The 12,639-nt window shown below is 41.3% G+C and carries 9 protein-coding genes; all 9 read right to left on the reverse strand.

Annotation, left to right across the window (positions count from 1 at the left end; all coding sequences use genetic code 11):
- Positions 1 to 378 precede the first annotated feature (378 nt).
- Positions 379 to 2,103 (reverse strand): ankyrin repeat domain-containing protein, encoded by a 1,725-nt coding sequence (locus RMZ41_RS11845; RefSeq protein WP_322643427.1) that lies wholly within the window; start codon positions 2,101 to 2,103, stop codon positions 379 to 381.
- 295 nt (positions 2,104 to 2,398) lie between these two features.
- A complete protein-coding gene (locus RMZ41_RS11850) occupies positions 2,399 to 2,953 on the reverse strand; it encodes a hypothetical protein (RefSeq protein ID WP_322643428.1) in 555 nt (184 codons plus the stop codon).
- Between the two features lie 101 nt (positions 2,954 to 3,054).
- Positions 3,055 to 4,788 carry a multicopper oxidase family protein gene (locus RMZ41_RS11855; protein ID WP_322643429.1) on the reverse strand — a complete coding sequence of 578 codons (1,734 nt, stop codon included), beginning with the start codon at positions 4,786 to 4,788 and terminating at the stop codon, positions 3,055 to 3,057.
- A gap of 98 nt (positions 4,789 to 4,886) precedes the next feature.
- Complete coding sequence (gene tyrA / locus RMZ41_RS11860) at positions 4,887 to 6,125, reverse strand: bifunctional chorismate mutase/prephenate dehydrogenase (RefSeq protein ID WP_322643430.1); 1,239 nt, start codon at positions 6,123 to 6,125, stop codon at positions 4,887 to 4,889.
- 71 nt (positions 6,126 to 6,196) lie between these two features.
- Positions 6,197 to 6,634, reverse strand: coding sequence for a chorismate mutase (gene aroH / locus RMZ41_RS11865; protein ID WP_322643431.1), 438 nt, complete (start codon positions 6,632 to 6,634; stop codon positions 6,197 to 6,199).
- A 687-nt stretch (positions 6,635 to 7,321) separates the two neighbouring features.
- Entirely contained in the window at positions 7,322 to 7,960 is a 639-nt protein-coding gene (locus RMZ41_RS11870) for a hypothetical protein (RefSeq protein WP_322643432.1), read from the reverse strand.
- Positions 7,961 to 8,096: 136 nt separating this feature from the next.
- The gene (locus tag RMZ41_RS11875) at positions 8,097 to 8,756 is read right to left on the reverse strand and encodes a hypothetical protein (protein ID WP_322643433.1); all 660 of its coding nucleotides are present in this window, start codon (positions 8,754 to 8,756) and stop codon (positions 8,097 to 8,099) included.
- Positions 8,757 to 9,328: 572 nt separating this feature from the next.
- The gene (locus RMZ41_RS11880; RefSeq protein ID WP_322643435.1) at positions 9,329 to 10,474 is read right to left on the reverse strand and encodes a 3-oxoacyl-ACP synthase III family protein; all 1,146 of its coding nucleotides are present in this window, start codon (positions 10,472 to 10,474) and stop codon (positions 9,329 to 9,331) included.
- A 299-nt stretch (positions 10,475 to 10,773) separates the two neighbouring features.
- Entirely contained in the window at positions 10,774 to 12,627 is a 1,854-nt protein-coding gene (locus RMZ41_RS11885; RefSeq protein WP_322643436.1) for a ScyA-related TPP-binding enzyme, read from the reverse strand.
- Positions 12,628 to 12,639: the final 12 nt, after the last annotated feature.

The following is a 12,639-nucleotide window of genomic DNA, read 5'->3' on the forward strand; positions in this document are numbered from 1 at the left end:
GACTCATAACAAAATTACTAAATGCACCCATCTATAAGTTTGACGTAGTTTGGCGCATCTTCATACAGAATTGGTATAAAGATTCTGAAACTTTAGCTGATTTAGTATTGCAATTCATCTAAATCCCTATTAGGGATTGAAACTGAACTGATTTATGACTTAATACAGTTTTAGATAAGACCAAAACACTTGTAGAGACGGCGATTTATCGCGTCTCGAAAACCAAAATTTTTGACCAATAGCCCTTAAATGAACCGTATTGATTTATGACTAACTTGATTGCTGTAAAATTGCATCTAAATCCCTATTAGTGATTGAAACGTAGGAGAGGGCATACTGATTTTTTACCATTAGGTAATTACTGTCTCAAAGATAGAGTTATGTTTCAACAGTAGCGCGACTCCAAGTTAAGTCAACTAAATCCAATATGTAATCAACTGAATTATCTATATAATCTTCTGATTGGTCATTAACCAATACAGACAATTTACCGCCAGTAATATAAATTTTAGCTGGATTTTTATAATAAGCTTTGTGTCTACTAATCCATCCTGGTTTATCACCAGTTGTCTCTAATTTTTCTATTTTAAATGTGTGAATATGTAATTTATAGACTTGGGTTTGATTATAGATTCTAGTGTTGGTATATCCTAAATTACCGATAATATATATGTATTTTCCAAATAATGTGGCTGAATGAAAATCAGTTGGCACAAAAACATCTTCGGGATAACCGAATATCTGAAAATTTCCATCACTTTGATAAACTACAACATCGTTATAGATACAAAAATCAGGATCGTAGTAGTCTTCATGCTCACCAGCAATTTCTACAATTCTGCCATCTGGTAATTCTGTAATAGTTCTGCCAAATCGGTCATAACACCATACTTTCTCTTGCCAATTCTCTGTATCGTTAAAAATATTTTTGGCTGTATAAGCAGAACAACCTTCACAAATCATCGCTTGCCAAAAAGGTATTTGCATCAATTCTGGATTGATTTTGCCAAAGCGCGGATGTTTGCCAGCAAAATATTGCTCTGGTGATAATTTGGATAGTGAAAATTTGCTGTTGTCAATTCCGGTGAGCGATCGCCGCATATTATCATTAATATCGCTCAAATCTTCACCAGTTGCAACTAACATTCTGACAATTTGCTTATTTGCAGCTACCTTGATGGCTGTATCATTACAATTATTGATTTTGCTGGGGTTTGCACCAGCTTCTAGTAAAATTCTGACACAATCAGTAGCACCATGCTCTGCTGCGATTATTAACGCAGTGTTACCAAAATCATCAGTGGCTTCAATATCAAATCCCTCTACAATTAGCCACTCTAGAACTTCAGGCTTATCACTTTCTATCGCATACATTAACGGCGTTTTTCCGCAGTTTCCCACATCGTTGTGATTTGCTGTTGCAGCTAAAAGTAATTTAGCTTTAGCTAGTTCGCCCATCTGAACACTTAACAACCAAGGCGTTCTATGCCAACAATCACGCACATCTTTATCTGCTCCTTCCTCTAGCAATAACTTTACTTGCTCTAAGCTGTCAAAAACGATAGCGTGCATTAATTCTGTCCATCCCAGTTGTTCTGGGTTAGCACCTGCATTCAATAATAATTTGACAGCATCAAATCTCCCAATATGAGCAGCGACTTTGATTGCAGATTCACCATAGCTACTAATGCCATTGACAGCAACACCTCTAGAGATAAGTAAATTCAAAGTTGATATTAAGTTTTGATCCTGCAAAATATCTCGACCATACATAGCATGAATTAAGACATCATATCCGTCTGGACTTTGATAGTTAATATCCGCTCCAGAATCCAGAATCAATTGAATTTTATTTAGATTTCCCGACTGCACAGCCAAGCCAAGTACAGTATTTTGAGATTCTTGTTCAACAGCATTTACATTTGCACCATGTTCTAAGAGGAAGCGAATCATATCAATGCCTGCATTGGCGCTACTAACCGCATACATTAATGGTGTTTGGTGAGAATACTCATCTGGGCAATCAATATCAATGCCATTGGCTATTTTATCCCTGACTCCTGCAATATCTCCCTGCTGTGCATAAATATGAATTTGCATCATTTGTTTGAGTTAACGAAGATATAAACTTAATTATCGGTGTTGCTAAATCACAAATATAGTTAAATTAAATATAGCGTTTCCCGGTCTGGTGAAGATACAAGAACCCCACCCCCAACCCCCTCCCCGCAAGCAAGGAGGGGGCTATGATGTACCTCATTTAAGGGACTTCCAAATAAAAAAATACTCAAAAAACTGACGAAAAAACTCTCTCCTCCTCATTCCTCTGTGTTCTCTGTGTCTCTGTGGTTCGTTTCATTTGGGTAATTTATTTCTTGGAAGTCCCTAAAACAATCTTTTAATCAGCAACGCTTCCATTGGGATGATTGAGTTTTTTAAGAATTACCTTCCGATTAATTTTGTTGACAGCTAGTAAAACAGTTACACTTAGTATTCCCAACATTAAGGAAGACTCAGGTATAGGTGTTATAGAAAAAGAACTGAGAGGATAACCTGTATAGGAACCTTGATATCCAACTTCTAAATAGTCATAAGTGTTAAAAACATTATATGACACTCCTCCTGCGGTGTAAGCAAATCCAAATTCACTCAATGCTGGAGAATCAGCTAGTAAGAGATTGTCATTGTCAAGAAATGATCCTGGAGATAATAAAGATTCTATTGGATCGCCATTTCTAGTGCCAGTAATATCTATAATCTCATAACTATTTGTGGTGGAATCGTAAGAGTTAGTTGTTAATGTTCCACTGGCTGTAACAATGTCATTTGGGTTCAGTACACTTGTACCAGAGTAGGAAAAATTAAACATGGCAGCCGAAACAGGAGCCATCATAGCCGTTAGAAAACAGACCGTGCCAGTAAGAGTAGCTGCAAGTTTTTTGTCAAAATTCATTCCATTTCCCCTTTTATTTCAAATCACTATAAGATCGTCTTCGGTTAATGACTTATTCTTAAAGAACCCCATCTTTAATTCTCTTCGCAATACATACGAGGCTACGGTAGAACGTCAAAGGGTAGCATCATGTCGTTATCCTCGTGATTCAGCATGTGGCAGTGCCACACAAATCGTCCAGTGAATGAATTGCCAAAAGGTAAGTTTGCTGCGGCTTTAGCACCAAAAGGAACTATTACACGAACCACCTCAAACGGATTGACTACTACAGTATCTTTCCAACCAGCTTCGTTTGCTGCTGGCGGTTTTGCTGAACCTTTTAAATAGGGGGTAGGATCAAGTGGTGGATAACCATAAGGCACTGTATCCCCACCTGCTGCATTGTGCATGAGTACTTTACGCGGCCCAGTAGCCCTGTATGCTGCTGAGTACGCACTATCATTGATTGATTGGCGGTTGAGGATTTGAAATGGTACTAGATGCAGGTGCATTGTGTGGGCAAATGGCTGGAGGTTGATGAAGTTCCATTGTTCTACTGTGTCTACTTGTGGTTGCTCTCTTAATTCTGGGTGGTTGGCTGCTTCATGCCAGTAGACGGCATTGAGTATCATGGCTAATACTTGAAAGTTAGAGTTCAAAATATCTATTAGAACCAGGTTGCGCTCTTTCACTGGTTTTGTAGCAATTTTTGTGATTAATGGATTGTTTACTCGTAGCCTTGTGGGAATAGGTTTAGGAACGGCAGCGCCCTGATTCACTGTAAACTGCATAACTTCTGGCATTTGAAAGAAACCCTGAGCAATTACCGTAGCCAAACCTTTGGGATACGGTGCAGCAGCGTCGTTTTGCAATACAATTTTCTCCCCTGGCAGGCTTTGAGAAAAATCGATGAGTACGTCTGCTCGTTCACCAGGCCCTAGCAGTAGCTTAGACAAATATACTGGAGCGTTTAGGAATCCTCCGTCACTGCCAATTTGAATTAGTTGCTGATTTGACGACAGCTTTAATCTGAAGAATCGGGAGTTTGAGGCGTTGACGATGCGGAAGCGGTACAAAGTTCGGTCAACATTGAGGTTTGGCCAAGCCTTGCCGTTGACGACAGCAACATCAGCGTAAAACTCAGTTTTCCATGTCGCTGGAAAAGACATCGAACCATCGGAATCGAAGGAATGATCTTGCAGCACCAACGGTATTTCATAAGGCGCTCCGGCAGGGATACCAAGGGGGCCATTGCCACCAATGGGATCGTCGTCATCTCTAATCAGATACATTCCAGCTAACCCGGCTTGGAGGTTCAAGGCGGTCATGCCAAGGGAATGGTCATGATACCAAAGTGTTCCTGACTCTTGATTATTGTTGTAGTTGTACACATTGCTCTCTCCAGGCAGATATGTATCTTCTGGATAACCATCGCTTTCAGGTTCGGTATTGCTGCCGTGTAAGTGGATGATTGTCCGGGGATTGGTTATGTCAGATGCATTGACACCATGCAAGTTTGTATCCACTGACGCAGCTAATGGATGAGTGCCAAGTTTATTGAATGCCTGAATCGTAACGGGCGTTCCCCTTGCTACCTCGAAAGTGGGGCCAAGATAAGGCAATCCGCCGTAACCCCAGGTGGTAGAAGACCCTAAGCTGCTATGGAACGAGTGTGTACCTGGTGCAATATCTAAGGTACTAGGCGGTGAAATTGGGTATGAAATGGGCAGAGACTCGGTAAATTTTGAAAGTGAGGGCGAGGCTGCATAGGTTCTCTTTCCTTTAAGTAGTTCGGGGAGCAGAACTCCGGCTCCTAAACCTGCACTCATCGTTAAAAATTGCTTTCTAGTTAACATTTTTGATTTTGGTTGTAAAAATTAGTGTTGAGTCTACAAGGAATTGGACTTACGCAATAACTCTTTGAAACTCTAACTAGACGCTGTGCGAATGCGCTCTAGCCTTTGGATTCACTAGTTCTCCCATGAGAAATAATCTCGACTCGTGGCGCTATAGGTTGATTAGCGATCGCTACTCCCGCCGTTGGCGATCGCGTTAGCGTCTCTGAAAGAGAAGCCTCTCGTAAAGAAGGCATCGCATTTTGTTTACTAACGAAACATAGTTGTTTTTGTTCAACATCTTTAGCCGCTAAGAGTGTACTCAAGGTGTCAATCAGATGAGTACTTTCTTCTACAGCAGAGTGCATGTCTTCTGCCAAAAAGCTATGGGTTGCTTTGAACTCCTGGATTAAACTATCTCGATCGTTTTGAATAACTAATTGCGCCAAGCGATTATAAGCGATCGCTAGTTGTCCAATAGCTTCTCGACGCTCTGATGTCGCAAGCATAATATCCACTACCAGAGGTGCAGACTGACTGAACAAGCGACCAACTATATCCATTTCTAGACGAAAAATTGGGCTAGAAAAATCTAAGCTACGACGGATATCAATGTTTTGTTCTGCTAGGAAAACACCAAGACTAAACGTTGTAAAATTACGGATTGCTTGAACAGCAATCATCATTTCATCGTGTTCTTTTGGTGTGGATACAATCAGTTTACCACCATCATGTTCAATTAAATCTAAAAGCCATTGGAATGCATCGTCTCCACGACCAGAACATACTACCACTTTTTGGCATAAGAACGATTTGATGCCTGGGCCAAACATTGGATGTAAGCTCATTACAGGCCCACTATGCTGCTCAAGCATAGTCTGTAATATTGGAGTTTTAATACTAGCAATATCAGCTAAAGCAGTAGTTGGAGAGAGGTATTTAGCAAGTTTATGGATCGCATCTATTGTATATTCAATAGGAACACAAACTAAAACTAAATCTGCTTTTTTTAGGAGCGATTCTGCTTGTTCCCAGTCCCCCTGGTCGAGAATACTGATGTAGTGACCGGCGGCTGATAATTTCTGCTGAAAAAAGTGCCCCATCATGCCGCGTCCACCAACTAGAGTAACCCGTCGTGGTTTGGTATTTGCTGGCGAAAATGTATTAGCAGCAGAGGTGCAACCTGTAACCAGGTTTTTCCACATTGATTCTGGAACACCAGCCTGTACTAAGGAAAATGCAAAATTAGTAATTTGTTCTTCTAAAGATATAAATTGTGATTCAGCTAAAACTGCAATTCTTTTACCTAGTAAATCAATGAGTTGTTGGTCAATTTGTTTCAGCTTTTCTGGAAGCATAAGACCTCTTCAATAGAAGATGATTATTTTTTCAAAAATAGCGATGTCTGCGACGGGCTATTCGGTGTCGCTTAACTGCATCTCGCTATATCCGGGCGTAACTGTGCAGCGCCACGCAAATAGACCGGGCGTAATGCATTTTGAAGTATGGGGGTATTAAGGTGAATTAGCACCCGAATACAGCATTTCAGGCTACCGTTTACCTGCATTTGCTGCACATCCAATAGAGGAACTTGATCCCAACCCGGACGTTGACGTGCCACCGCAGCGGGAAAGATTGCATCTAAATCAGGAGTCGCTGAAAAGGTGACACTAACGATTTCGGCAGGATCTAAAGGATTGTTTGCTTCTAAGGCATTCAATAACTCATCTACAGCCTCAGCGATCGCTTGGGCTGAGTTTTGGCTGACTGTAGTTGCACCCCGGAGTCCTCGCACCCGCCATTCTGCGAGTGACGCTGATATGTGATTTTTTTGGTATGTATGTGTAAGCAATGTGAACTTATCCATATTGATTTAACCCTTAAACACTCAATTTTTGTTCCAATACAAAGTTTTAATTAGCTACTTTCTCAACCCAAAATAACTGGAGCTTGTTTTCGAGTTGTTAGTTTAATTTTCAGAAATAGTAAAGGTAGATAAATAGTAAGAATTATGTAACTCTCTTACTGAGATTGATGTCTACTATCTCTCAATATCACTAGTTTGATACTGCTTTTAATAGTGCGATCGCCTATTGTAGTTTTGATGCGATATATATCAGGTATATAGTAATCATATTTGTTTTTTGAACGAAATTAGGTATTGTAGAGTGTGTTAGAACGGAGTTCGTAACGCACTATAGGATTACTATTTGATTTCTGAATCACTTGTAAAGGTAAGGGACTGGGGATTGGGGACTGAGGACTGGTAAGAAGGAATAAAGGTGTGCTGAGTTTTGTTCAAAAATCAAATATGAGTCCTATATTATCAAGAATTCGATGCCGTACTCTCCGCGCTCACATCCTACAGATATTTTCTGTAAATCAAACCGGATTCCGATATGTTCTGAGAAACTTTTAGAGAGATTATTGAGATTAAAGAGTTAGAAAACTATTTCTAAGCCTCTTTCATTACTTTAGATAAATTAACGATTGTTCGACAATTTCCAGTTTGACTAAAAGTGATAAAAGAGGGGTAATCTAGACTGGGTCTTTTCTACATATCTGTATCAATTAGTTTTCCTTGGCGCTGACGACGACAGAAGATAAAGTAAGCGCCTACTCCTAACAATGCAGGCAAGAATCCAGGCTCAAAAACCCTTTCAATTCGGGTTTGGACAGTTCCTGTATACAGTAGATTGCCTATTGAATTAGGAAAGTCTACATTTGGATAGACATCAAGGATTGCAGTACTTGGAACTGTTGTTCGGATGGCGGTAGATCCATCAAATGAACCCTTTGGGTAATGAAAATAGCTCACGAAAGCAAGGGAGGATGCTGGCTCCCGTTGAGAAGCGAGTACTTCCCAAAGAAAATCGTCGGTTTCAGGTGCTGTAATCCCATCTTCTTGACGGGGTAAAAAAACGATCGGATTGCCTATAGTTCCTTCAAAAACTCCCTTATCTCCCAAGTCAAATTTATAGTCATATCCCGCTTCAAAATATCCGGTAGCGTTGGGTGAATTTGCATACCCTTCGGTAGTGTCATTGTAAGTAAAGTAACCATTCACTCCCTCACCCTCAAAGCTGAATTTATACAATGCTGCTTGAGCAGTATCTTGATTTAATGTTACTGACATGAGTAACGCTGCGGCGCTGGAAATAGCAGAAACCGATAATTTATTGAGGAGAGCCATTTTGATTACCTCTAAAAAAGATTGATTACCAAAAACTGTTAGTCTTAAGAGTTTTTTGCCACTTTATAGCTTCATGGCACAAAATTGAATAACCTAACAGAAAAAGACCTAAATATACTAAGTCGGCTCGCTATAATTAATCCTGTACAGATAATAATTGTCGGCGCTGACGACGGAAAATAAACCAAGCACTCATTCCTAGTAATGCAGACACTAATGCAGGTTCAGGAACCCTCTCGATTTTTGTTTTAACAGTTCCTTGAAATGTATAGTCTCCCGTTGTATTAGGGAAATCCCAATATGGGTAAACTCTGAGTCTAGCGGTATCAGGTACGCTGGTTCTGATGGCAACAGAATCTGAAAAAGTTCCCTCTGGGTAACTAAAGCGAATTGACAAACCGTATTGCTCCCCACGAGAAGCCGGAGGAATGTAAAGAATAAAGTCATCAATGGGATCGTCGTAGCCCAAATTACCAACACGTCCAAGATAAACAACATTTCTGGCTTCATTATGTATATCTTGTTGCGATCCTTTTGTTCCCTCAGCAACAATACCCCCTGCATTAATAGAATATTGTTCCACCGAGCCATCATATTCAGCAAGAGGAAAGTCAGGCCCAAGAGGTTCTATTTTAGTAGCTGAGTCATCATAAATAAAGTAACCATTAGCTTCCTCACTCTCAAAGGTAAATTTAAAAAGAGCAGCTTGTGCTGGATTTATGCCAACTGTTCCTAAAACTAAAAATGTTGCGGCGCTGATAGCAGAAGCTATGAAGAATTTATTTAACAAAGTCATTTTAGTTGTCTCGCAATATGGCTGTACTTGAATGCTGGAAAGTTGAGCGTTTAGCACGCGATCGCGTTATGGATAACAGTACCATGTGTATGTGCATAATTTTTGTATTATGAGAAAAATGATAATACAAAGATTATGTATAACCTCAAATTGATATAAAACTCCTCTTTGATTGGGTGAAAAATATGAGTACATATTTACTCATTGCTTCCCTATGAAAATTTCTCTCTAAAAATGAAATTCCATAGGTAAGAGGTTAGAGGCTGTAAGTTGAGTTTCGCTGTTGCGGAACTCAACAAATTCTTGAGAAGATTAGGTTTCATTCCTTAACATTTTTAGATTGAACTAAATTGACTGCTATGGGACTCAATACTGCGTAGGTTTTACTAAAAAAGCTTAAATTTCGTAGGTTGGGTTGAGGAACGAAACCAACATTTCCGAGGCTTTGTTGGGTTTCACTTCGTTCAACCCAACCTACAAATTTTCTTCCCAATTCCCAATTCCTAATTCCCAATTCCCAATTCCCCAAAATCAAAGCAACTTCCTGAGAACTTCTGAATTCTCAAAAATTCTTAGTGATGAATCAGAATTTTATCTTCTTGTTGAGAAAAGCTAACTGATGGAGCAGGAGCAGGGCCTAGTGCGACATCGCCCCAGCGCATTACACAACCACCAGCATTAGATGAGGAACCCATTGTGTAGACGAGAACTAGGTCATTTTCACGAATTTTACCTGCGTGGGCGGCGTGGTAGAGATTAGCAACAGGAAAGGTTGGCCCAATGTTCGCATATAGGGGATTGATGTTGATTGTACGCTCTGGTTCAATACCTAGAGCGCGGGTACAAACTCGTGAATACCAAGCGCTGGGTGTATTAAAGACAAAAAAGTTGATTTGATCTAAGGTGAGTCCAGCATCAGCGATCGCACCGTGGCAACATAGACGAATAAACTTCACTGTTGTCTCGTTAAACATTTTGCTTGCACCCTTGCCGCCTCGAATGAACATTTTGACGTTGCCATGTTCATCGGTGGTGAATTCATTATAGAAAGCACCGCAGGTAGCAGCAGTATTGGCAATTTTAGTACCGAGAATACCTTGGTTTGCTTTCAATTTACCAACTACGAAGGCTCCAGCACCGTCGCCTGATAAAAAGGCTAAAGTATCATTTTCGTCAGTGTAGCGCGAATATGTAGTTGACACGACCACTAAGACATTGCGATACTGTCCCGTTTGCACTAAAGAACAGGCTGTCTGAAGCGAAACTAATACCGAAGTGCAAGTTGATTCTATATTCCACGCCGCACCTTGTAGTCCCAGTTTTCCAGCGAGAAAAGCAGCGTTACCAGGTGTGATTTGCTCTGGAAATAGTGAAGTAACGAGCATAAGATCGATATCTTCAGGAGATAGCTTTGCAGCTTCAAGGGCATCGAGCGCGGCGCGATATTCTAGTGAAAGCGAAGTTTCATCGGGAGCTAACACCCTACGTTCGACAGTACCACGGAAGGGGTCTGACATATATGGTGTTACCTCTTGTGACCAAATATCGTCATCACTGGTGACTGTGGCTTGGTCGGGTACAAACAGTTTCGCTAGAGTTTTTTGTTCAGCCTCAGCAACCATCTTTGGGAAATTTTCTCTGTAGTAATTGTTTGTACGGATGATGCTAGGAAAGTTAACTGAAACTGCACGAATACCTACTGGTTCTAATGTTGTCATGACAAATATCCTTTTGATTTTGTTTTTCGTGTTACACGATAAAAGTGGAAAATACTGATACGATTCTCAGTTGAGTGAGGTAAAAGAACCCCACCCCCAACCCCCTCCCCGCAAGCGATGAGGGGGCTATGATATACCTTGTATGATTTGGAAACGCTATATACAGCAGAATTCAGAATTCAGAATTCAGGAGTCAGAAGTAAAACAGGCTTTATACCTGGCTTTGATATGAATCATTGTGTACTTCAGTAACTTGAAATATGCTGTAGTTATTAATCATTGGTACTAATGACTAATGACTAATGACCAATAACCGTTTTAGCTTCTATAGCTCCTTGCTTAATCAAACTTTGAATGCGGCCTCCAATAGGTGCGGGTCGCGTTGGGTCAATTTTCACGTCAACAATGAATGGAAGAGTAGAGGAAAGTGCTTTTTGTAGCGCTGCTTCTAAGTCAAGTTCAGTATTAACACAGATACCATCGGCTCCCATAGCTCTGGCGATCGCAGCAAAATCAGTACTCGGTATCTCTGTATCTATGGGAACCTCGCCGCTTAACCCCTGCAATGCCATTCCTTGAGCGCACATATTGTAACGCCCATCGTTGAGGATAATCCAGACAGATGGAACCTCAAATCTCACTGCCGTGCTGACTTCGTTGTTCATCAGCATTGCTCCGTCGCCAACAATTGCAACGGCTTTACCTTTTCGCCCTAATGCTGTACCAACTACCCCGGTAGTAGCATGACCCATAGAGCCAAAACCAGTACTAATCCGGTAACGACCTGGTTGCTTAAATCGCAACAAGTGAGTTGCCCAAGCAAAGGAGTTACCCGCTTCAGCTAAGATTGAAGCATCGCTGCCTTCAATAATCAGCCGTTGAATTGCATCCATCAGTACTTCGGGGCGCACTAAACCATTGTTGCGGGGAGCATTGGTGTAAATTTCAGGGCGCGGTAGTGAGGAATTGGGAAACCAATTAAGACGTTCCGGCAAGTGTTTTAATATCGCTTTGAGGAATGCTTTGATTTCTGAGTGGACAGCAACAGTCTCTACTGATGGATAAGCTACTCCTGGAACTTGCGGATCGATATCAACATGAATGAATCCATTACTGGGAATCATCGCCGGACTCCAAAATGAGGTAGGTTCACCAAGGCGCGTTCCCAACACTAGTATGCGTTGCGGTCGTTGCTCCTGCATATATGTCAGGACTGATAAATGTCCACTAAAGCCTGTGACACCGATAAATTGGGGATGATGTTCTGGAAAAATCCCTTTGGCGCGAGGTGATGTCATTACCGCCGCCCCGGTTTTTTGTGCCAACTGGCGAATTTCCTCGGCGGCGTGTCGCGCCCCGAAGCCAACCCAGATGGCAAAGGATTCTTCAGATAATAGTTTTACACATTCAGCGATCGCTTCTTCGCTAGCTGTTGGTACAGATTGAGAAAAGCCTTGCTGAGGTAACTGTGCTTTTAATGGTGTCGTCTGGATTGGGGTGGGAACGCTGATATGAGCTACAAAGCTGCCTGGTTGGGCTAAACCTTGAGCAAGTCTGCGAGAAATTTCTGGTAGTTGATCCCCAGATTCTAATATAGTTGCGTAATTGAATAATGGGCCGGAAGTAAAAATTCCTGAGAAGGGCATTGTGTGGGCACTAGTTTCTTGACAAGCTCCGCGACCGCGATTTGCAGTTGAGGTTGCAGCTGATAAGAAAATTACCTTTGCTCCTTCCCCTCGGGCGGCGAAAAGCCCAGTCAGAGCGTTAGTGATCCCGGGGCCTGTAGTAGTAAATACCACGACGGGGCGATCGCTGGCAAAATAAGTTTCAGTTGCGGCGAAGGCTGCTCCTGATTCATGGCGGAAGTGAAGCAATTGGATGCTGCTACGGTTTAATGTTGCCCATAATGGCCCGATACCGCCTCCTGAAACACCGAATCCATACTCAACTCCCAAATTTTCTAGGATCTCAATTAAAGCCTCTGCAACTGTGGGTTGAGTTAATTCTGACTCTGGAGATTTTTCGTTCAGTGATGCAGGCGAGAAAATAGAAGATCCAGTTGAATCAAAGGAGATTTGATTAGGTGAGAGGTTAGTTTTCGTTCCCAAAGCTTGAGAAGAATTAGTGCTTTTGTTGATAGATTTAATATTCATAATTACCAATTT

The organism is Nostoc sp. DedVER02 (genome assembly GCF_034530675.2).
Classification (GTDB): domain Bacteria; phylum Cyanobacteriota; class Cyanobacteriia; order Cyanobacteriales; family Nostocaceae; genus Nostoc.

Coding starts and splice junctions, on each gene's coding strand:
- RMZ41_RS11845 (WP_322643427.1), bottom strand. CDS start 2,103: ATGATGCAAATTCATATTTATGCACAGCAGGGAGATATTGCAGGAGTC.
- aroH (WP_322643431.1), bottom strand. CDS start 6,634: ATGGATAAGTTCACATTGCTTACACATACATACCAAAAAAATCACATA.
- tyrA (WP_322643430.1), bottom strand. CDS start 6,125: ATGCTTCCAGAAAAGCTGAAACAAATTGACCAACAACTCATTGATTTA.
- RMZ41_RS11850 (WP_322643428.1), bottom strand. CDS start 2,953: ATGAATTTTGACAAAAAACTTGCAGCTACTCTTACTGGCACGGTCTGT.
- RMZ41_RS11875 (WP_322643433.1), bottom strand. CDS start 8,756: ATGACTTTGTTAAATAAATTCTTCATAGCTTCTGCTATCAGCGCCGCA.
- RMZ41_RS11855 (WP_322643429.1), bottom strand. CDS start 4,788: ATGTTAACTAGAAAGCAATTTTTAACGATGAGTGCAGGTTTAGGAGCC.
- RMZ41_RS11870 (WP_322643432.1), bottom strand. CDS start 7,960: ATGGCTCTCCTCAATAAATTATCGGTTTCTGCTATTTCCAGCGCCGCA.
- RMZ41_RS11885 (WP_322643436.1), bottom strand. CDS start 12,627: ATGAATATTAAATCTATCAACAAAAGCACTAATTCTTCTCAAGCTTTG.
- RMZ41_RS11880 (WP_322643435.1), bottom strand. CDS start 10,474: ATGACAACATTAGAACCAGTAGGTATTCGTGCAGTTTCAGTTAACTTT.